The 21,764-nt window shown below is 59.2% G+C and carries 17 protein-coding genes and 2 pseudogenes; 8 read left to right on the top strand and 11 right to left on the bottom strand.

Going from position 1 to position 21,764, the window contains the following annotated elements; translation table 11 throughout:
- Window positions 1-255: 255 nt before the first annotated feature.
- From CV102_RS23740 to CV102_RS23725, 3 genes and pseudogenes are all read right to left on the bottom strand, one after another.
- The gene (locus CV102_RS23740; protein WP_394349520.1) at window positions 256-1,419 is read right to left on the bottom strand and encodes an amidohydrolase family protein; all 1,164 of its coding nucleotides are present in this window, start codon (window positions 1,417-1,419) and stop codon (window positions 256-258) included.
- Between the two features lie 183 nt (window positions 1,420-1,602).
- Window positions 1,603-3,086: pseudogene (locus CV102_RS23735) on the bottom strand (RNA-guided endonuclease InsQ/TnpB family protein).
- A 355-nt stretch (window positions 3,087-3,441) separates the two neighbouring features.
- Window positions 3,442-3,723 (bottom strand): PadR family transcriptional regulator, encoded by a 282-nt coding sequence (locus CV102_RS23725; protein WP_148860486.1) that lies wholly within the window; start codon window positions 3,721-3,723, stop codon window positions 3,442-3,444.
- A gap of 176 nt (window positions 3,724-3,899) precedes the next feature.
- Here CV102_RS23725 and CV102_RS23720 point away from each other — a divergent pair, with 176 nt between their 5' ends.
- Window positions 3,900-4,184, top strand: coding sequence for a HalOD1 output domain-containing protein (locus CV102_RS23720; RefSeq protein WP_187433099.1), 285 nt, complete (start codon window positions 3,900-3,902; stop codon window positions 4,182-4,184).
- 768 nt (window positions 4,185-4,952) lie between these two features.
- Complete coding sequence (locus CV102_RS23715) at window positions 4,953-5,444, top strand: winged helix DNA-binding protein (RefSeq protein ID WP_148860485.1); 492 nt, start codon at window positions 4,953-4,955, stop codon at window positions 5,442-5,444.
- 341 nt (window positions 5,445-5,785) lie between these two features.
- Here the strand turns inward: CV102_RS23715 and CV102_RS23710 are convergent, their stop codons facing one another.
- The 5 genes and pseudogenes from CV102_RS23710 to CV102_RS23690 form a co-directional block, all read right to left on the bottom strand.
- Window positions 5,786-6,346, bottom strand: a complete 561-nt coding sequence (locus CV102_RS23710) for a TATA-box-binding protein (RefSeq protein WP_148860484.1) — start codon at window positions 6,344-6,346, stop codon at window positions 5,786-5,788.
- Between the two features lie 447 nt (window positions 6,347-6,793).
- Window positions 6,794-7,993, bottom strand: coding sequence for an orc1/cdc6 family replication initiation protein (locus tag CV102_RS23705; RefSeq protein WP_148860483.1), 1,200 nt, complete (start codon window positions 7,991-7,993; stop codon window positions 6,794-6,796).
- A gap of 1,073 nt (window positions 7,994-9,066) precedes the next feature.
- Window positions 9,067-9,744, bottom strand: a pseudogene (locus CV102_RS23700) (IS6 family transposase).
- Between the two features lie 212 nt (window positions 9,745-9,956).
- Entirely contained in the window at window positions 9,957-10,961 is a 1,005-nt protein-coding gene (locus CV102_RS23695) for a Gfo/Idh/MocA family protein (protein WP_148860482.1), read from the bottom strand.
- Window positions 10,958-12,154, bottom strand: a complete 1,197-nt coding sequence (locus CV102_RS23690) for a pyridoxal phosphate-dependent aminotransferase (protein ID WP_222863733.1) — start codon at window positions 12,152-12,154, stop codon at window positions 10,958-10,960. The genes CV102_RS23695 and CV102_RS23690 overlap by 4 nt, the downstream gene beginning before the upstream one ends.
- 119 nt (window positions 12,155-12,273) lie before the next feature.
- On the opposite strand from CV102_RS23690, the gene CV102_RS23685 reads away from it, so the two are divergent.
- Window positions 12,274-12,996, top strand: coding sequence for an MBL fold metallo-hydrolase (locus tag CV102_RS23685; protein ID WP_148860481.1), 723 nt, complete (start codon window positions 12,274-12,276; stop codon window positions 12,994-12,996).
- Between the two features lie 18 nt (window positions 12,997-13,014).
- Here CV102_RS23685 and CV102_RS23680 read toward each other — a convergent pair whose 3' ends face one another.
- Genes CV102_RS23680 through CV102_RS23670 form a run of 3 tightly spaced genes read right to left on the bottom strand, consistent with a single transcriptional unit; the run spans window position 13,015 to window position 16,255 of the window.
- Window positions 13,015-14,169, bottom strand: coding sequence for a M20 family metallopeptidase (locus CV102_RS23680; protein ID WP_148860480.1), 1,155 nt, complete (start codon window positions 14,167-14,169; stop codon window positions 13,015-13,017).
- On the bottom strand, window positions 14,169-15,275 hold the full coding sequence (locus CV102_RS23675; RefSeq protein ID WP_148860479.1) for a mandelate racemase/muconate lactonizing enzyme family protein: 1,107 nt from the start codon (window positions 15,273-15,275) through the stop codon (window positions 14,169-14,171). Before CV102_RS23675 ends, CV102_RS23680 begins: the two co-directional genes overlap by 1 nt.
- Window positions 15,276-15,301: 26 nt before the next feature.
- Window positions 15,302-16,255, bottom strand: a complete 954-nt coding sequence (locus CV102_RS23670) for an LLM class flavin-dependent oxidoreductase (protein ID WP_148860478.1) — start codon at window positions 16,253-16,255, stop codon at window positions 15,302-15,304.
- A gap of 108 nt (window positions 16,256-16,363) precedes the next feature.
- On the opposite strand from CV102_RS23670, the gene CV102_RS23665 reads away from it, so the two are divergent.
- Genes CV102_RS23665 through thrC form a run of 5 tightly spaced genes read left to right on the top strand, consistent with a single transcriptional unit; the run spans window position 16,364 to window position 21,763 of the window.
- Entirely contained in the window at window positions 16,364-17,737 is a 1,374-nt protein-coding gene (locus CV102_RS23665; RefSeq protein ID WP_148860477.1) for an ABC transporter substrate-binding protein, read from the top strand.
- A 12-nt stretch (window positions 17,738-17,749) separates the two neighbouring features.
- Window positions 17,750-18,664 carry a carbohydrate ABC transporter permease gene (locus tag CV102_RS23660; RefSeq protein ID WP_148860476.1) on the top strand — a complete coding sequence of 305 codons (915 nt, stop codon included), beginning with the start codon at window positions 17,750-17,752 and terminating at the stop codon, window positions 18,662-18,664.
- On the top strand, window positions 18,661-19,500 hold the full coding sequence (locus tag CV102_RS23655) for a carbohydrate ABC transporter permease (RefSeq protein ID WP_148860475.1): 840 nt from the start codon (window positions 18,661-18,663) through the stop codon (window positions 19,498-19,500). The genes CV102_RS23660 and CV102_RS23655 overlap by 4 nt, the downstream gene beginning before the upstream one ends.
- A 2-nt stretch (window positions 19,501-19,502) precedes the next feature.
- Window positions 19,503-20,606 (top strand): ABC transporter ATP-binding protein, encoded by a 1,104-nt coding sequence (locus CV102_RS23650; RefSeq protein WP_148860474.1) that lies wholly within the window; start codon window positions 19,503-19,505, stop codon window positions 20,604-20,606.
- Window positions 20,607-20,608: 2 nt separating this feature from the next.
- Entirely contained in the window at window positions 20,609-21,763 is a 1,155-nt protein-coding gene (gene thrC / locus CV102_RS23645; protein WP_267903143.1) for a threonine synthase, read from the top strand.
- Window position 21,764 lies beyond the last annotated feature (1 nt).

Here is a 21,764-nt window from a genome sequence, read left to right as displayed (position 1 = left end):
TCAAGCCGAGAAGCCGGTATTCCTGTAGTTGTGGTGGAGAAGATTTTGTAGTGGTTGAAGAATTTGACTGATATATTCGGCATGTTTCCACCAATATAATTTGTAGATGATAGAAATAACAGCGTTGGGTGCGCCTATCTGTTAAATGGGTGATTCATTAGCTTCGGTGTGAGACAAACGAAACCGTCGTGCTGAACGTATGCTCTGTCTTGTAAGTTTTACCATCTAGAGCGTGCCTTCGCCCCCAACGTCGGTTCAGCGAAGCAGGTTCTCGGTGTTTCGATGCCGAATATTCGCCCACGCATCGAGCTCGAGATCGAACTGTTCGAACAGGGCAAAGTGTGGAATCTGGTGGCCGGGAAAGAGATAGTCAGTCCCGAAGACGAGTTGATCGTGGTGTGACTCGAGGAATGCCTGTCCGTACGCTTCGTCGCGGGTGAGTGCGTTCCATCCCCCGAGCGTGGAGATGTCGCCGTAGATGTTGTCGTACTCCGCGAGCAATTCCCAGACGCGGCCGGGAGCTTCGATCGGTCCCTCCGGGATCCGCCCGAGATCCAGCGGCTCGACGTCCGCGGCCATGTGCGACCACCACCCGTGGGCGTGTGCGACGAAATCGACCTCGGGATACGACGCCAGTACGTTCTCGAGTCGCGGGAGGCCGACCTCGTCCCGCATCATCTGTCGGTCGGTATGAAAGAGAATCGGCAACTCGTAAGTCGCACAGAGCTCATACAGCGGTTCGAGGCGGTCGTCGTCGATATCCATCTCGATTTTGAGCTCGCCGAATCCACGAGCGCCGCGGTCGATGTAGTGCTCGAGGCGGCCGGCGGCAGCGTCCGTTCCGTCGACAGCTCGCGGATCGATCGTACAGAAGGGAACGAGCCGATCGGGGTACGGATCGACCTCGTCGAGCACCCACCCGCTCGGCGCTTGAACCGGATACGCTTCGGGAGCATCGAACGCGAGGACGACCGCTCGATCAACGCTGTTAGTATCCATCCACTCGACGAGTTGCTCGGCGAAGAGGGGGTCACGACCCCGGGCTTCCGTCGGAATAACGTGCGTGTGCGCGTCGAACAGCGGGAGGTCGTCGATGGACTCCGGCTCGTCTTCGTCGGTCTCTGTGTCGTCTTCGTCAGTCTCCGCATCGTCTTCGTCGCTCTCTGTCTCATCCTCAATCGTCTCTAGGTCATCGGACGTTTCATCAGTCGGCTCCGGGATTTCGGACTCCGTTGTTGGTCTGTCGGAACTGGTAGATGCGCACCCAGCAGTGGTTGCGGAGAGCCCAACACCTGTTAGTGCGAGATACCGCCGCCGCGTCGTGGCCAAGTCTGCGCACAGGGAGTCGCCAGCGTCTGATCCAGCTGGTTTGGAGTCACAGGAGGCTGAATCGTCGGAGGATGGGGACGAACGAGGCATGCCCTGTAGCTCCACAGAGCAGCGTATATTAGTAACGCGTGTAGACAGGTCTTAATTTACGCGTGTTCGGGCAGTCGAACCTCATAATAAGATACGGCGCCGTTATCGTCCGTCTTTCATGCGATACTGCGTCCCTTGACATCCTCCCCGCCCTGAAGGGCGAGGATTCCTCACGTGGGAGTCTCAGTCGTCCGAGTCCCCGTGAGCGATATTCCCGCTCGATGCGGTACTCTGGTCTGTGTACTCCTCGTTGGCCGTTGTCTCCACCGCGATGGAGGGCGAGCTATGATCTTCCCGCCATTCGTGATTGTTCCACTTGAGGTACACGGGCCGTGCCATCGACCCAACCGCGTTGTTCTGCCGTCTCAGGAACGATTCGGACGCCACCAAGTCAGCGTGTCCCTCGAACCCGCACGGACACGTCAACGAATCCCTGTGGCGAACCGTCTCTTCGCGTTCGCCACACTCAGGGCACTCCTGACTTGTCCACGCCTCGGATTCCTCCTCGACCGTGATGCCGTACTCCTCGCACACGCTTTCGAGGCGGTCGATGAACCGCGAGAAGGCCCAGAAATTGTGCGTCTTCTCGTTCACAACCGGCGACCAGTGCGTCGAAAGAACGTCCTTGATGTCGCCCACGTACAGCGTCGAGACGCTTTCATCGTGCAGGCGTTCCACGAGGTCGCGGACGAGTGCGTCTTGTGCGTAGTCGCGGCGATTCGTGCGTTTCCGGTACAATCGGTCAATGCGGTTGCTGGACTTGCGTTGATCGTCGAGGAGTGACTGATAGTGCGCAATCTGCTCCGTGGTTTCGCGGAACTCCTCGAACAGGTCGCGTCCTTCGTACAGGAGTTGCTGGCCGGTCGTCGTCGTGCAGGCGACGAGGTTGTTCGTGCCAACGTCCAGAGCGGCCTCTTCCGAGGCCAATGGTGAGTCCAGTCGAGAATCAGGTACGGTGACTGGTTGGAAGGCCCTGAACGCGTCTGCGGTTTCGTCGTACACGAGTTCGAGTCGGCCCTGCTCGCCGTTCCACTTCGGGTCGCCAGCGACTTCGAGGCGGAGACGTTCCCTGTATCCGAATCCGTACTCGTCTTTCAGATCGGATCCAATCGGGACTTCGAGGCGGGAACGTTCGCCGTACTCTATGGTGTACTGATCGTTGCGAACGTATGTAGCACTCGTCCGTCGTCTTCGTTGCCCCAGTACCCCGGTGGTGACGGTTTCTCATCGAGTTTCTCGGCGTGGTACTTCTCGTTGAGCGAGAGGAATGATCTCCACGCCTCGCTGTTTTTGGGGATGATTTGCTGGGCGACGGAGCTGCTGAGGACGCCCTTGTACTTGCCTTCGAGACTGCCGGTATCGGCGTCCCAGACACTTTCGTTGGGCCTTGTTTAGACGCGACCGAGATCGGCGCTAACGCTTCGTTCTCAAAGTATGAAACCGTACTGTGAAGTGCTTACCACCAAATTCTGATCAGTCAAAATGACTCCTGACCCGCTCATCCGGGAGCGTCTAAACAAGGCTCTTTCGTTGTCTTCGAGGAAGGCTTGGCGGCGAGCGTAATTCGTCTCGTTCCAGAGACTCGCAGAAGCGTCCAACCAGCGAACGAACACCTCGCGATCTTTCTCGGAGCGAGGGCAAACGTTGAACTGGTTGGCTCGCTTCATCACCGTATCATTCGAAGTGATGGTTCGTAAAAGTATGCGTTGGCGTGGGAGACTCGGCCCTGCCATCGTCGGTTGATTGTGGATGGTTTGTCGGATTCATCCCCACCCTAAAGGGCGGGGCTTTCTCCTTGATTCTCCGTCAATGCAACTGGTACGCGAACCGTTCTATGACACCCTCAGATTGTGCCGCAGGGAAACCCTGATTGGGGACTTGGATTATGTAACGACTGCCAGAAGGCACTGGCTGTGCGTATCTGGGCCGATGGAACGATTCGATCGGTGAAACGCGACGGGGAGTGTTCTTGCGGGAGCACCAGCTTCACCCTCGCTAACGTGGAAGTTGACGGGGAGTGATTCAGACCTCGAGGTCGACGTACTGTCCCTCCCAGTCTCGACGTGCTTCGATTTCGCGCTTGCCGCGGCTCGTGACGGCGTAGACGTTCGTACGGCGATCGGCCTGGCTTTTGTCGATGAGGCCTTTGTCGACAAGTGTATCTAAATTTGGATAGAGCCTCCCGTGATGGATTTCCTTTTCATAATACTCTTCCAGTTCGTCTTTGATCGCAAGCCCGTGGGGTTCATCGAGGCCGGCCACGGTATAGAGCAAATCTCGCTGAAACCCAGTCAAATCATACATGTCTAATACCAGTTTGCTCCCTACCTTAATCGCTCTGATATCAGCTGGCGTTCATTAAGAATTCCTGAACTGATGACCAATAGGCTATGAAGAGCCCCTAATATTGTATAGACAATCCTCGAGAATTGGCAAACGATTTGCGAAGCAGTTTATACTATGATGTGGCAGTTCGCCCCATGACTGAACCAGACACCCACACTGGGAGCACCCCTTCAGCAACAGAGCAATTTTCGGGTTGTGAAACGACGCCCGTGGTTGCTGTTGTTTCTGCAGTCGCACGGGTTTCTGGAGAAGATCCGTTCGAACTGCCACCACTCAATAACGTGATCAACGCTGACGCGCTGAATGAGTTGGTCGCCTCGGACCGTCATACTGGTCTCGAGTCGGTCTCCTTCGAGTACGCAGGATACAATGTAGTTGCCACTGGGAGCGGTGAAGTCAAGGTAACATCGAAGGCATAACAGAGTCTACAGGCTCAATGGCAGCTCACCATTATACCCAAAGCTCCTTTCAATCCAGTTGAATTCGTAACTTCGTCTTCCTCAGAGACGCTACCATCACCACCAACGCCGTCGCACCACCACGCAGAAGGTCACGGCGAAAGTGGGCGTTATTCACAGGTGTATAGTCATATCCCAAAGTGATACTGCTTCCATAGAGCCAACCAGTTTGCGGCCTCGGAGACCACGACAGCGACCCCAGCTCGAGTCAGCGGCTGGCCTAACCCCATCTCGCCGCAGGGCTACCGACTGGCCGCTCGCACTCCGCTTCGCTCCGTGCTCGCTCCGCATGCTGTAGCCAGCGTTGACCCCCAGACACTACCTCGAGATTGCCCAGGATCGCATGCCTACACTCGAGATGATAGTCCACTATCTACCAGCCTGTTGAGAGTCATCTCTGCTGGTGCTCAACCTGAGAGTCCATCCTGTGCTCGAGGTGAGAGTCCCCTCTGCTGTAGCCTGGTGATGGTCTCATTTTGCTTCGCTCCTCGAGGTCCTCTTCTGCTGGTCGCGCCGCGCCGCACTGTTCGTGGTTCCACTTGCTATCGCTCACTAATCATCCAGGCATCTATCGCTTCGTTGATACTCACTCGAGGCTATAGACGTGGAGTCTCAGGGCGGAGTGCTCGAGATTAGCGTTGAGGGGGTAGACGGACTATATGTAGTCGGTAGTTCAGTACTGACTGGAAACTGAAGTAGATTTTTACTACTCGAGATTGATGCAATGGTATGGACACAACTCAGGAGCCCTACGAAGTCGCCGGCGAGCTGTCACAAAAACAACTCCGCATCATGGAGTCAATCCGAACCCGTGGCGGCAAAACGAAGACTTCCAGGATCACCGATGATACCGACCTCGATAGTAGCCTGGTCAACTACCACTTCAAGAGGCTCATGAGCGCAGGACTCCTCGAGCGTCTCGATCGGGAGAGTAGCGATCCGATGCCACGTGAGGGGTTTACCTACCAGATAACTGACAGAGGGGAAAAGGTGCTCTCGGAAGCCCAACAGAGCTACGGGATGGACCCCCTCGGAGAGCGCGTCGTCCGTCAGCGGTTTGAGGACCTCGAGGGTCGTGTGGAAAAACTCGAGCAGGAAAAAAAGCACCTCGCCTCAGAGAACGAAGAACTCGAAGAGCGTGTATCTGAACTTGAAGAACGATTCGAAAACATGCGAGAACTCAACGCCAATCTGTACGAGACAGTACAAGAGATCAAGTGAGTCGAGACATCCGATAGAGGAGTGACAGCCGTTCTAACGGCAAATGTCGTAAGTACGTCTCTCCCTAGTAGCGCACTTTCTTTATTTAATCTTCGTCCTGAATCGGATCCGTTAAATCGGCACGTATAATTGAACACGTACCTTTTTTGTCGGGTTCGTTCGCATTGCTCGCTCACCGCCCCTCCAAGAATCCACCTTTGCGGGCTTCGCTCGCTTCGGTGGAGAACCGCTCGCTTCGCTCACGGATGCTACCAGCGGTATCTGCATCGCCTGTGCGCAACACTCTCTATACCGAGATTAGCTGTGACAACAACAGTGCAGTTATAGAAAGAGACTGAACCTTACTCGAGTAGACCGAGGTCTTCGAGACGATCAGCGATAACACCAACAGCCTCCTTTGCGTCGTCGACTTCTTTCCCACCAGTCACGACCAGTTTCCCGGAGCCGAAAAGGAGGGCGACAACCTCGGGTTCGTCAAGCCGATAGACTAGCCCAGGGAACTGCTCTGGTTCATACTCGATATTCTCGAGTCCAAGCCCAATCGCGATCGCGTTCAGGTTGAGATTGCGACCCAGGTCGGCACTACTGACGATATTCTGCACGATAACTTCTGGATCCTCATCAACCGCAATATTGAGGTCACGAAGCATCTGGAAAACGATCTCCAGACTCTCGTGCACGTTATCGACGCTTTTTGCCCCAGTACACACAATTTTTCCGGAGCGGAAGATCAGGGCAGCAGATTTGGGATCTGTGGTGCGATAGACGAGGCCAGGAAACTGCTCAGGGTCGTAGTCAGCCCCCTCGAGGTCCATTGCGAGACTCTCGAGTTCAAGTTCTTGTCCAATACCGGATGATGCGACGACGTTTTCGATCTCGATAGAATCCTGTGGGTCTGTCATCTATCACCAAAGTCGGATTTGCGCATTATAAAGGTCAGTAGTTCTACCAACGATTTTCAGAGCCCAAAGGCCGACTGAAATACGTTGCTCTGTCCAAGCACAGACAAGGCAGAGCGGTTGTTGAGAGCATCAGGATAAAGCCTCGACAAACTGTGGAAGCGGTTGCTGAGAGACGGTCGGGCCTATAAGCACCAGATCACACGTCGGCTCGGATTCCGGAGACTCGCATGCCGCATCGATCAGCGGAAGGGCCGACTGGAGCCACGGTCACTCCTCGTACAACGCTTCGAGTTTCGCCAGTTGTGTGTTTCGTTTAGGATTGAGATCGTGAACAATGGCTATCGGGAACTGTTGTGTGACACACCAATAGTAGTCTAAGACCGATCCTCTGGTACCGAAGAACGTCTTTCCCGAGGACAACTACTCTCTGCCCGAAAAAATGTTTTCTCAATCCGAGAGAGCCGCCAAGACGACGTCAGATCCGCGCATAAGTCGGTGTTCTAGGTAACTCCCTTCGCTGTGTCCACCGCCTGTGTGTCGTGATTCAGTGACGCCGAGAAACGACTGCTCTTTTAGAAGTCGATAGACTCGGTCTTGGCTCAACGGATCACTGCCCTCAGCATCTGCAATACTCTGGTACACCTGGTAGATTTCGTGCGTTGAGAAGGCGTCACCCTCGCGATTCTCGGTGAGCTTCGCTAATGCACGAAGGAGGTATTTGACGTGTGGTGTCGAGCCCGAAACGAGTTCTTGGAAGCGCTGAACTTCCGCTTTCCGTTGACCGCGCTCGACGTGTGCTTCAGTCACGTGATCATCGTTCTCGCGCTCAGCTAACTCGCCCGCTTTCTGGAGGATATTGATTGCTTTTCGCGCGTCACCATGCTCTCGAGCTGCAAGTGCAGCAACCTTCGGAATCACGCCGTCTTGAAGGACACCAGGTTTGAACGCGTCTCGGCGATTCTCGAGTATCGTTCGGAGTTGGTCAGCATCGTATGGTTGAAAGATGATGTCCTCGTCCTGGAGGCTGGAGTCGATACGCTCACTGAGACGATCCCGGAATTCGATTTTGTTACTGATAGAGATGACACCGAGGTAGCAATCCGTCTTTCCAGTTTCCTCTGCTCGTGAGAGCTGCATCAGTACATCATCATCTCGAAGGATATCGATCTCGTCGAGCAGAACGATACAGACATCACGCGATTCGAGGAGATCCCAGAGATACCGATAGTATTCGTTCGCACCAATCCCCTTGTCAGGAATGTCCGGTGTTGCCGGTGTCTCGTCGGCAAGCTGTGTCGTTATTTCTCGAGCGACACGGGTCTCAGTATCAGCATCTGAACAATCGACATAGACGTGACTGAACCCAATATCGTTTGTGATCGCCCGCTCTCGAGCACGCTGTGTAACATGGCGGGCTACGAGCGATTTTCCAGTGCCCGTCTTGCCATAAATAACGATGTTTGACGGTGGGCCGCCATCAATTGCAGGACCCAATGCTTGACCGACGTTTTGCAACTCGGTATCTCGTCCGACAATACGATCACGGTCTGGAACGTGTCCAACACGTAAGAGCTCACGTCGAGCAAAGATATCCCCCGTTGCAAAGAGATCATCGTCAGAGAAGTCATTGAGATCACGGTTCGTCATAATGGAGGTGTCTCAATGAATGTACATAAAACTACGGATACCTGATACCGAGTGAAAGTGGTGAAATAGAGCGACCTGGAGGTTATCTCGCGAATATTGCGAGAGATGCTGGTCAAACACCCACCCCAGACACCGAGTGAAAACCGGATCGATTCCGATACCCCTACGAGAGATGAAACTGCAAGAGTATATAAAGAAGCGCTGCTAGATTCTGGATCCTAGCTTTCAGTTGCTGTCTATCTATTCTTTGCATGTATGTATTGCTTCTATACCTAGTTATATAATAATACGATAGGACCCTCGAGACTGAAATCGTCTCGAACTGGCATGATTCCCTCACGCTGGCTTCGACGCTGGCTGATTAGGAGGGATACCTGTTCTCATCTTCACTCGTTGCGAGGGGTGTGGGTGGTCTGGATAGAATTCCACCTTCAGAATTCCTCCCGGTAAATCTAACGTCTAACGCTCGTCAGACCGAGAATCTTCACTCGGTGTCTGGGGTGTGTGGAGGTAGATTTCACTCGGTATCAGGGGTCCCCCAGACGTCTCTGTTGCTTCTCATCTTACAGTTTCGATTGAAATGTAGTCATTGCGGTTGGTGACCATACGACGTGCGTTCATTTTACGTCAGAGACCTCTCTCGAGCAGCGGGTTGAGATGTTCTCCTCCAATCATCGTTGTCTGAATCACTCGGTTCGCTGTCCAGCTCATTGTCGTCTCCGGTGTCGTCCCCGTCGCTCTCGTCAGACTCATTGCCCTGATCGGAGCTCTCCTCGCTTTCGTCGTCGATCGAATCGATGAGGTCTCCGCATCCGGCCGGTGTAATTGAGAGCGTTGATCCAGCGCCCCCAAGTATCGGCGTCGTCGCATAGACGTGTGTTATTCAACGTCCAAATAACAGTACCAAATATAAGCTCGTGAGGAGACAATTAGTTGCGAAGTCATACTCGTGACAGAATTCTTTTTGTCTTTATGTGGCAATTCGGCTATCTTCAGCAGATTGGTTTCCTCTACCACTGCCGGAAGCATCGGCTCAAGGAGCGTTCACTATGAGAATTCGGTCTCGAAACTGTCTAGTTTAGCACCTCCGCTGGTGTCTGTCCGTTGAGTGATTGGTGCGGTCGCTGCGCGTTATAGTAGTGTACGAACTGTTCAAGTCATTCTCTGACGCTGGCCCGACTGCCCACCCATGAGTTATGGAAGCGGTCTACACGCATTTTGAGGGTGTGAAACCACTTTGCAATCAGGTTTCGCTCAACATAGTCGAGCTGACCGCTCAATCCGAATCGAGAGAAGGCAGTCAAATAGTCATAGCCATCGACGAGAAACACAGCCTCGGAGAGATCGTGTTTCTCGGTCAGCCTGTGAACAAATGCAGCGGCTGGATCAGTTTCCCTCCGTCCGAAGACTGCAACATCAAGAACCAACCGCGAGTCAAGACCTATTGCATTATACACCCAAGACCAGTTGCCATTAATTTTGACAGCAGTCTCATCAATGGCGACCCGCGACGGCTGCACCGTTGGCGGGTCTGGCATGCCATCAGCCAGCCGATGTACCCAGTGCCAGATTGCTTGATGAGTACGTTCTACGCCGATCAAGCGAAAAATTGCTTGTGTCTCTCGAAGTGAACAACCGGTCGCGTAGAGGCGGACGGCGAACACCCTGACAGGCGTCGCCGTCCGCTCACGCTCCCAAGCTTCATCAAATTCCGCCGCGTAGCACTCGCTGAGCAGGTCTACGAGCGTCATAGCCAAACTAACTCGACGACCTGCTCGCTTCTCAAACTGCGCTAACTAGTCGGTGCCATCATACGATACTGGTCTATTTGTGTACTATAGTTTCGCCCCTTAGGACGGGTGCATCGGCGCACTTCAGAACGAAAATTCTCGATTCACGTCGTTCGACGGGTCAATTTCGTTTGCCGTCCAACCTGACCGAACGAGGAGATCTTGTGAGCCGGTCACACGTCTTCACGCGGATCCAGATCGACGATCGAGTCGGTCTCAGCAGCCCGACGGATTGCATCGGCGACGCGCTGGGCGCGGTAGCCGTCCTCGACCGTCGCGACCATCGTCGCGTCGCCCGCTACTGCCTTCGCGAAGCGGTCGATCTGTCGGGCAACGGCGCCGTCCATTTCGCCGTTTATGACGGGCCAGTGTCGCGTATCGGGGCGATCGAAGCTGCCATTGAGTACCTCGATAGTTGTCCCGGGCGTATCGACGGAGACGGAACCGTTGGTCCCGACGAGCTCGAAGGCCGCCTGAATACCGCCAGGCGTGTTAGCCGGGAGAACGCCGTATCCCTCTACGACTGCGGTGGTGCCGTTCTCGAACTCGAGGAGCGCCTGTACCGAGTCCGGAACGTCGATATCGGCCAGTTCCCCTTTCCGTTCGACGGCTGACACCGAACGGACACGCGAATCGATACACGCGAGCAGCGCGTCGATGTCGTGGATACTCATATAGAAGTTAGGATGGCCGCGGGCTCCGATCCGCCGAGACTCGTCGGCTGTAATCGCTCGCTTGGCTCGTCCCGAGACGATTTCGCCGAGGTCGCCGTTCTGAGCACGCTCGCGGGCAGTCGCGTACGCAGGATCGTATCGGAGGACGAAACTGACGCCGGTGACGAGGTCCGTTTCGAGAGCGCGCTCCGCGAGGGCTCGAGCGGTATCAAGGTCGTCGGTCGGTGGCTTTTCGAGCAGGAGATCGACGTCTCGGTCTAACGCCGCGTGCGCCTGTTCGGCGTGATACGGTTCCGGCGTCGCAACAATTGCAGCGTCAGCATCCGCGAACGCGTCTCCGTGCTCCGTCAACGCCTCGTCGGCGCCGTACTTGGTCGCCACCGCGTCGGCTCGCTCCTCGTCGACGTCGACGGCGCTCGCGAGCCTCAACAGCGGGTGTTCGTGGACGGCTCGGGCGTGGAACTCGCCCATGAATCCACAACCGATTACGGTGACGTCGATCATCGACCCACCTCCGACTGGACGAACCGCTCGATGGCGTCGAATCCGGCTTCGAGCTGATCGAGGCTATTTGCGAAGCTCACCCGAAGGTGTCCCTCACCCGCACTACCGAACCCGCTACCCGGTGCGGTGACGACGCCGTATTCCTCCAAGAGTCGTTCCGCGATCGTCATGCTCGGTTCGTCGATCTCTCGAACGTCGAGAAACGCGTAGAAGGCGCCGTTCGGCTCCGGACAGGCGAGGTTTGGTATCTCATCGATGCGGCCTAAAAGATAGTCGCGTCGCTCCGCGAACGCCGATAGCATCTCGGCGGCGGGATCCTGTGGCCCGGAGAGAGCCGCGACTGCGGCGTGTTGGCATGGAGTCGGCGCGCACGCCGTCGTGCTCTCGTGGAGTTTCGTCACTTGGTCGATGATCGACTCCGCTCCGGCGAGCCACCCCACCCGCCACCCGGTCATCGCGTACTTTTTCGAGACGGAATCGACGGTCAACACCCTCTCGGGATGGTCGGAGATCGCGGCCATACTTGTCGATTCGCCGTCGTACTCCAGACCGCTGTACACCTCGTCGGCGACGACGAACGCGTCGTGGTCGGCCGCCGCCTCGATTATCACGCGGATTTCGCGCGGTTCGTGTACCTGGCCGGTAGGATTCGACGGGGAGGTCAGCACCACGAACGCCGTCTCGTCGCCGATTGCCTTGACGACGCGATCGGCGTCCAGTCGAAACCCATCGTCCGCCGACAGCGGGACGGTGACAGGCGTCGCGTCGGCGAGAGACGCCTGCGCGACGTAGTTCGGCCACGCGGGCGTCGGGATGACGACCTCTTCGCCAGCGTCAGCTAACACGATCGCCGCGAGGTGGAGCGCCTCCATCGCGCCGGTCGTCACGGTGATCTCGTTGGCAGGATCCAGGGAAAGGTCCCGCTTTTCTGACGCCCAAGCCGCGATCGTGTCCCGGAGTTCGTGGAGGCCGGCGTTCGATGTGTAGTGTGTCGCACCGCCGCTCGTCGCTTCGTGTGCGGCCGCTACGATATGCTGGGGCGTATCAAAGTCGGGCTCGCCGATCTCGAGGTGAACGAGATCCTCGTCGGACCGTTCCTGAGCCAGATCGAACATGTAGCGTATCTTCGACTGTTCCACGGCGATTGCCCGCTCTGCAAATGTCTCTCTTCCGAAGGGGGGCGAGTGTGCCATGTGAACTAACGTGATGGGCGCACCGACATATACCTTGGCGCCCGCCCGCTCCGACGGGAACTGCGGCTCGAGACGGACGGGGAAATCGATTATAAGGGTGGGAGTGGCGTACTGTGCGTATGCGACTCACGCCGTCGCTCGCACTCGTCGGCTCCGGTGAGGCGCGCCTCTCGGACGCCTACGACTGTAACGTGTACCTCGTGGACGCCCCCGACGGACCGGTACTCGTCGATACCGGCAGCGGACGCGACACGGAACGAATCCTGCAAAACGCACGAGACGCGATTGGAGAGCCGGTCGCAGCGGTGCTAACACACGCTCACGCCGACCACTCGCAAGGCGGGCCGGACCTGCAGGATCGCTCAATACCCGTCGTCGCGCCGTCGCCGAGCCGAGAGCTACTCGCCCTCGGTTCCGACGACGAACTCGGAATCACGGCCGCAAAGCGCGACGACGTATACCCGGCCGAGTACGAGTTCACGAACTACCGGCCGGATCGAACGGTCGAGCCGGGAACCAACGTATCCGTCGCGGGACGGATGTTCGAGGTCGTCCGGTTCCGCGGTCACGCGTCGGACCACGTCTGTTACGTGACGCAGATCGACGGGAAGCGAGCCTGCTTCGTGGGCGACGCGGTCTACCCCGACGGATCGATCAGCCTGCTCAACGTCCCCGGATCCTCGCTGGCGGATTATCGCTCCGACGTATCTAATCTGGAGGGACACGACGTCGACGCGCTCCTCCCCGGGCACGGGTTGCCGCGTCTCGAGGACGGCCAGGAGTGCATCGAACAGGCCGCGGCAGCGCTCGGTGGGATGTTCACCCCGCCGTCGAAAACGTGATCTGACAGCGCCGCGAGCCTACAGCAGGCGATCCAGCGCGCGCCGGTAGGTTTTCGCCGTCGCCTCCAGTTCGGATACGGCGACAGACTCGTCGACGGTGTGTGCGTCGTCCGCGATGCTCCCCGGACCGAACAGCACCGTCGGAATCTCCGCGTCGTGCAGCAAGAAGCGGGCGTCGGTCGCGGCGTTGAATCCGACGGGAGCGCTTTCGACGCCGACGTCCGCTGCGCTCTCGACGGCCGTTTCGACGAGTTCGTGACCAGGATCGATTTCGCCGGCGCGAGCGAACACGAGGCGCTCGACCGACACCTCGACGTCCGCGCCGAGATCGGTTTCGCGGATCAGGCGAGACACGCGTTCGTCGAACCGTTCCGGCGACCGGTCGTGCCCCGGAAGGAACCGCCAGTCGACAGTCAGCGTCGCCCGATCGGCGACGACGTTCGGTGCAGTGCCGCCGGTTATCTCCGTGACGGTAATCGTCTCCGGCGCGAGCAGCGCGTGGCTCGTCTCCGTCTCGAGCTCTTCGTTCATCGATTCGAAAGCAGTCAGGAGACGTCCTGCCGCCAGAACCGCATCTTCGCCCTCCTGCGGCGTGCCGGAGTGGGCACTCACGCCACGAACCGCGAGTTCGTACCGAGCGACGCCCTTCTGGGCGACGCAGGTCTGGAGACGAGTCGGCTCCCCGATTATTGCATAGTCGGCTGTGAGTCCCCGTTCGACGAGCGTCTGGGTCCCTTTCCCGTCCCACTCCTCGTCGACGACGAACGCGAGGATCACTTCGCCCGGATCGTCTGTGGACGCGAGATACGACTCCGCCGCGACGATCTTCGTGGCGAGTGCACCCTTCATATCCGCGGCACCGCGACCGACGAGATGGCCGTCTTCCTCACGCAGTTCGTACGGATCGCCGGACCAGTCGTCCGCTGCTGCCGGAACAACGTCCGTGTGGCCGGTCAACAGCACCGAACCGCGATCCGAATTGCCGGCTCGGGCGACGACGTTCTCCCGGTCCGGCAGCGCCTCATGGGTTTCCACGTCGAACTCGATCGGAGACCGGTCAAGGCGCTCGAGCAGCGCGTCGACGACGCGGCGTTCGTCGCCCGGCGGGTTCTCGCTCGGTTTACCGACCAGCGCCGCGGTTAGGGAGACCAGTTCGTCGCGATCGACGTTCATCACTCGATCACCAGCTTCTCGCTCCGGAGCTCCGCGAGCGCGTCGCGGTCGACGCCGACGCCGAGTCCAGGCCCGCTCACCTCGATTCGCGGTAGATCATACGAGAGGTCGGTCACACCCGTCGTCGTCATGAATGGTCCGACCATCTCGTTCCAGATCACGTTGTCGAGCGCCGCCGCGAAGTGGACGCCTGCGGCAGTGCCGACATGTCCCTCGACCATCGATCCGATCTGCGTCGGTCGGTTTGCTGCCTCCGCGACCGCGTTCAGCCTCGCCGCTTCGGAGATGCCGCCGGTTTTCATCAGCTTGATATTGTACAGATCGCCCGCGCCACGGCGGATCAAATCGCTGGCATCGCTCGCCGTCTCGACGCTCTCGTCAGGCATTATGGGAACGTCGAGTCGCTTGCGCAGGAAGACGAGATCCGCGATGTTCTCCTTCGAAACGGGCTGTTCGATCACATCGAGGAACTCCTCGATCTCTCGGAGAGCCTCGAGTGTCGTCTTGGCATCGCGCCAGCCCTGATTGGCGTCGGCCTTCAGACTGGTCCGGTCGGGCACCGCCTCGTCGATCGCCTGCACGCGCCGGATGTCCGTCGCGGGCTCGTCGCCGACCTTGATTTTGATCTGCTCGTATCCCGACTCGACCGCGTCGGCCGCGTCGCTCGCCATCTCCTCGGGAGATTTGATGCTCAGTACCTTCGGGGCCGACAGCGTCGGTTCCGCGGCGGCGCCACCAAGCAGCCGGTACAGCGGCATCCCCGCGGCTTTCCCCCGGATATCCTGCAGTGCGATTTCGACGGCCGCCCGCGCGGATGGGGCGCCGTCGACGAGACTCCAGACGTCGTCGACGACGCGCTCGACAGCGATCGGATCCTTCTCGAGGATCAACGGCCCGATCACCTCCTTGAGTACCGCGACGGTCGATCCCTGCGTCTCTCCCGTCACCTCGTACGCCGGTGCGCCTTCACCCCATCCGACGATCCCGCCGTCCGTTTCGACTTCCAGCAGAACGCGCTCGAGTTCCGGAATCGGTTTGAGCGCGGTGACGAACGGTTCGTCGAGCGGGATCTCGTACCGGTGGATGGTCACCCGAGTGATCTGCATGATTCTGCATTCAGTAGCGCTCACCTTTACAGTTCGGGCAGGATCTCGTCGGCGGCGGTCTCGTAGAACTCGTCCTGCTCGTAACTAACGTCGGTAACGACGACGTGGTCGGCACCCTTCTCCTCCTGCCGGTCGATCCACTCCAAGACGTCGGCGGGAGCGCTGGCAAACAGGAACGCCTCCTCGAGTTCCTCGCGGGTGACCTCCTCGGTCGAGGCCTCGAGCTCCCGCGGATCCGCTTCGTCGACGTTCTTCGGCACGAGTGTACTGGCAAACGAGTTCATCACGCGTTCGCAGAGCCGGTCGACGTCGCCGTAGCCGCCGACGGTCTGGAAGATGACCTCACCGTCACCGCCGTGCTCGCGGTATGTCCGAACGACCCGATCTTCGACATCGGGGACGCCGGCGATGGTGACGAGGTGGTCGCCGTACTCGGCGGCGAGTCGCGCGCTCTTGGGACCGGTCGCTGAAAAGTAGACGTCGAGGTCGCTCGTCGGCTGCTCGTAGGGGTAGACCGTCTCGAACGAGAAGTGTTTGCCGTCGTAGCCGAAGAACTCGTCGCTCGTCCAGTACTGCTCGATGATCTCGAGGGCTTCGCGCGTTCGCGCCGCGCGTTCGTCCCACGACGGCCACTCGTCGACGAACGGCTCTTCGTTCATCCGCTCTCCGGTTCCGGCCCCGAACCGGAACCGGCCGGGGTACAGTTCGTCGATGGTCGCCGTCGCGTTGGCGACGACGAGCGGATGGTACCGGTACAGCGGTGGCGTCACAAATACGCCGACCGGAATCGAGTCCGTTCGCTCTAGCGCCGCCGGAATCCAGGCGTAGGCGAACGGCGCTCGTCCGCCCGAGTGAAACCACGGCTGAAAGTGATCTCCGAACCACAGCGCATCGAACCCGGCTGCTTCGACGCATTCGGCGCGGTCCAGGTAGTAGCCGGGCGGTTCGTACATCCCGCCGAGATCAATACTGAACTTCATGTCTCAGGTGACGTTTCGGTCGGATCCCCCGTTAATCCTTCTCACGATCGTCTGTTCGCTACCCAAAATCTATTTGTCGTGGACGATACAACTCTTAAATGGGCCACAATGAAAGAGAGTAACACCCATGGGGACGACGAACGCAGGGTTTCGCGACGTACGTTCGTCGGCACGACGGGGGCAGCAGCAACGGTAAGCCTCGCCGGTTGTATCGGCGGCGACGACGAGGTCTTCGAAGAGGACGAACTGACCTTCTGGCACCAAGAAGGCGTCCCGCATCGAGTCGACGTCTTCGAAGAGTTTACCGACCGCTTCAACGAGGAACACGACGAGATCACCATCACCCAGGAACCGCAGAACTGGGACGAAGTGTTCGGCGCGCTCACATCGGCGCTGGACGCCGGCGAAGAGCCGGACTTCATGTTCTCGCTCCCAGCGTTCACGATGACGTTCCAGTCCCGTGGAGACCTCGTCGACGTCACCGACCTCGTAGAGCGGATCGACGACGAACGATCGTTCTTCGACCCGACCGTCCGACCGTTCCAGTACGACGGCGGGACGTGGGGCGTTCCGATGTGGGACATGGTGTATCTCAACCACCATCGGGCGGACGTTTACGAAGATGCCGACGCCTGGCCGCCCGACGGCTGGGACGACTGGCTCGAGGCGACGAGCGACGTTACGGATGCCGACGCCGACGAGTACGGCATCTGCCTCCCCGCCAACCGGAATCTCTGGACCACCCAGAACCTGTATACCCTGATGATCAACAACGACGCCTACGTGTACGGGCCCGACGGGGGGATTATGTTCGACACGCCGGAGACGGTCGAGACGCTCGAGTTCTACGCAGAGTGGTTCGATGCGGCGAGCCCACCGGACGCGACCGGCTGGGGCTGGGCCGAGTGGGAGCGGTCGCTCTTCCAGGAAACGACGTTCGCGACGAACGGCTTCTCGTCGTGGATTCGGGGCCTGCAGGAGACCGATCACGCCGATCAGTGGGAGGCAATCCAGCAGCCGTACCCCGACGACGGTCAACCGGGGAGCGTCCACTACGTGAACAACATCATGGTATTCAACGAGGACGCGCTCGATGCGATCGGCGAGTTCGTCGAGTGGCTTCACCAGCCCGACGTCTACGGAGAGTGGCTGGCCCGCACGGAGCCGACGCTGTACCTCCCGGTGACCGAAGACGGCGAGGACGCCGACGCGTTCTGGGACCACGACCTCATCAGTCAGAACGAGGAAATGGTCCAGACCCAGTTTGACGCGATCCCGGACGCCACAATCTACGGGTTCCGCGAAATGCACATCGAGAACGACCTCTACCTCCCGAGCGTCGGCGAACTGGAGGGGTCGCACGTTCTCGCCGAGGTCGTGCAGGAACTCATCGTCAACGAGCGTCCGCCGGAGGAGGCCGCCGAGTGGGGCCAGGAACGAATCGAAGAAGTACTCGAGGTGGAACGGAGCGATGAGCTGTAGGAGGGACTCGCGATGAGTTTTGCCGATCAGTTCGCGTTTCGCGATCGCCTCGAGGGCATAGAGCGCAAAGGGACGCTGATTGGTATCGCGCTCGTCACCCCGGCAGTTGCGCTGGTTCTCGTGACAATCGTCTACCCGTTTCTCAACGCAGTTCAGATCAGTTTCACGGACCTGGGAACGGGCCAGTTCGTGGGACTCGAGCACTACCAGTGGCTGGTTTCCCACGACGGATTCTGGACCTTCACGTGGTACAGTATCGTCTGGACCGTCGGTAACATCGTGTTACAGGGCGCGTTCGGCATTGGCATCGCGCTGTTACTGCACGAGAAATTCTTCGGCAGAGACGCCATCCGAACCGTCATGCTGGTGCCGTTCGTCGTCCCGACAGCGGTAACTGCCATCACATGGAGATGGCTGTTCAACTCGTCGTACGGCCCGCTCAACTACTGGGCGGTCGAATTCGGCGTCCTGAGCGGTGCGGTCAACCCGCTGACCGAGACGTCGTACGCGCTCGCGACGGTCACGCTGGTGAACGTGTGGCGCTGGACGCCGCTGGTCGCGCTGGTGGTGTTCGCCGTCCTCCAGACGATTCCACAGGAGGAGTACGAGGCCGCGAGAGTCGAGGGAGCAGGACTGCTCCAGGAGTTCTACCACGTCACCGTTCCGCACCTCCAGGGCTCGCTGACGATCCTCGGACTGCTCGGCGTGCTCCTGACGTTCAACATCTTCGACATGGTGTGGCTGCTCACGGAAGGCGGCCCGGTCGGCGTCACGACGACGTTGCCGGTGTTCATTTACGACATTGCATTCAATCTCCAGAACATCGGACGCGGCACGGCCGTCAGCGTCGTGCTGTTCCTGATGTTGGTCGCGTTCGTCGTCGCGTACTTCCAGCAAGAGGAGTTCAAAGGAGGGACCTTCGGATGAGTGCGAATTACACGACCCGCCGACGGGCGGTGACGGGCCTCCGATTTGGCCTTCTCGCAGTCGCGCTCGTGGTGTTCCTGTTCCCCTTCTACTGGATGTTCAAGACGTCGGTCGAACCGACCGATGCGGTGTACGGCGACGTCGGGTTGCTTCCCGGCGGGTTCACCTTCACGCACTACGAACAGGCCTTCTCGGTTGGCTTCCACGAGTCGGTTATCAATAGCTTGATCGTTGCGATCGGGACCACGGTGTTGACGACGGTGGTCGCGCTGATCGGGGCATTCAGCATCCTTCGATACCGGTATCCCGGTCGCGGCGGCGCAGCGAAGCTCGTATTGCTGACCTACATGTTCCCACACGTCGCGCTGATTGTGCCGGTGTTCTACCTCGCCGCGCAGGTCGGATTGCTCTCCAGTCCGATCATGCTGATTGCCATGCACACGATGCTCGCGTTGCCGTTTTGCATGTGGATTCTCATGGCGTTTCTCGAGGACATCCCGCGGGAACTCGAGGAGGCTGCGCTGGTCGAAGGTGCGAGCGAACTCGGCGCGTTCGCCCGGATCACGGTTCCGCTCTCGTATCCGGGGATCATCGCCGCCGGGACGTTCGCGTTCATCATGTCCTGGGGTGAGTACATGTTCGCGTTCGTCCTCATGCGCGAGTCGGCAAGCCACACCGTGCCGGTCGCCTTGCACCAGTTGCTCGGAGCGTATGCCATCGATTGGGGGCTGCTGGCTGCCGTCAGCATCATCGCGACGGTGCCGGTACTGGCGCTGTTCTGGCTGATGGCGAAGTACCTCGGCGAAGGGATCGCGAAAGGAACGGGGGTCGTCTAATCATGACCAAGATAGAACTGGACCACGTAACGAAGGAGTATGGATCGCTCGTCGCCGTCGACGACATCGCAATCGAGTTTACGGAGGGCGCCTACACAATGATCCTCGGTCCCTCCGGCTGCGGAAAGTCGACGACGCTGCGAATGATCGCCGGGCTGGAGACGCCGACTCGTGGCGACGTACTGATCGACGGCGAAGTCGTTACCGACCAACCACCGCGGCACCGTAACCTGAGCATGGTGTTCCAGAGTCTGGCGCTGTGGAACCACAAGTCGGTTCGCGAGAACATGGGGTTCGGCCTCCAGATGGAGGGCGTCGACAAAGAAGAGCGCAACGCTCGGATCGAAGAGATCGCGGCAGTGCTCCAGATCGAGGACAAACTGGACCAACCACCGAGCGAGCTTTCCGGCGGTCAGCAACAACGGGTCGCGCTCGGTCGGTCGCTCGTCCGGAAGCCAGAGGTGATCTTGCTCGACGAGCCGCTTTCTTCGCTGGACGAGAAACTGCGATTAGAGATGCGCACTGAACTGGCGCGTATCCAGCAGGAGCTCGGAACGACGTTCGTCCATGTCACGCACAACCAGGAGGATGCGATGACCATTGCCGACGAGATTCTCCTGCTCAACGAGGGCGAAGTTCAGCAGTTCGGACCCTCGCTTGACCTGTATCACGAGCCGGACAACGAGTTCGTCGCCGATTTCATCGGGTCGCCGAGCATCAACCTCTTCGACGCGAACATCGTCGAGAACGGTGCAGTTCGACTCGACGCCGGCGGCATCTCTCTCGACCTTCCAGAGCGCCACCGCGACCAGTACCTCTCGGTACCGCGATCAGATGTCCGGGTTGGCGTCCGCCCCGAGTCGATGTACCTCGGCGACGACGGAGAGTCGGGATGGCCGGCGTTTAGTGCGACCGTCGACGTCGTTGAGACGTTCGGGGACTACAACTGGTACTACCTGCAGTCGGATCTCGAGGAATCGCTCGTTTCCCAGTCTGCGAACGTCAACGTGATGAACAGCCTCTCACGTGGTGACGAGGTAACCGTTCGGGTCAACCCGGAGTCGGTTCACCTCTTCGACCCGAAAAGTGGCGAGGCGTACTTCTGACCGTGTCGTTCTTTTGTCCGCAGTGCAGCGGTGACAGAGCGGCGACGCGACCACGGTGTCGTGAGTGCGGAACGTTCCTTGAGTACCGAACATCCCGCGACAGCCTTTGCGCTGCACTCGAGAATCCGTGGAAAGCGTTGCCGGCTGCGGCCCCGCGAGTTCGCATGGGTGAGGGCGAGACGCCGACCGCAGCACTCAATTCCGTCGCTCCCACGGCGTTCGGGAAACTCGAGTCGCTCAACCCGACCGCGTCGTTCAAAGATCGGGGGAGTTCGGTCATCGCGTCTTCCGTCGTCGACGAGAGCACGCCGTACGAGGGAATCGTCGTCGCAAGCACCGGCAATACCGCGACGAGCGTCGCCGCGTACGCCGCACGCGCGCGGATTGCCTGTGCCGTCCTTGTGCCGCAGGGAACGGGCACCGCCAAGCTCTCGCAGGTCGCCGCACACGGCGTCTCCGTGTTCGCCGTCGACGGGACGTTCAGCGATTGCTTCTCCCTCGCCGACACGGTCGCAGAGGACGACGGGCTCGTCAACGCGACGGCCATCTACTCCGCGAATCCCTACGTCGCCGCCGCGAACCGCTCAGTCGCGTTCGAGATCGTTGCACGGCTTGGAGAAGCTCCCGACTGGGTAACCGTCCCCGTCGGTGCCGGACCGCTGCTCGGCGGCACGCATCGCGGATTCGAGGAGCTGGCGGAGGCCGGTCTCGTCAAGCAAGTGCCGAAGATGGTCTGCGTACAGGCCCACGGCTGCCACCCGATCGTCCGCGCCTTCGAGACTGGTGCGAGCGTAGAACCGTGGGACGAACCGATAACCACCGAGGTCGGCGCCATCGCCGACCCGTTACGGGGGTATTCCGAAGACGGGGACCGAACGCTGGCGTCCGTCCGCGAGAGCGGCGGCGTCGCGCTCGCGCTCGACGACGAAACGGTGTTCGAGTGGCAGACCCGACTAGCGAGCGTCGACGGCGTGTACGCCGAACCGGCCAGCGCGGCGAGCGTCGCCGCGATCAACGCGTGCGAATCGATCGAGCCGTCGGACAGCGTCGTGGCGCTCGTTACCGGCCACGGGTTGAAGGAACCGGCGGAGACCGACGTCGCGCCGACGCCGGTCGCAGGCGCGGACGAGGTGCGTGACACGTTGCTCGGCGAGTAGC

It is taken from the genome of Natronococcus pandeyae (genome assembly GCF_008122205.1).
Lineage (GTDB): Archaea > Halobacteriota > Halobacteria > Halobacteriales > Natrialbaceae > Natronococcus > Natronococcus pandeyae.
This window is presented reverse-complemented; position numbering and strand designations above follow the sequence as displayed.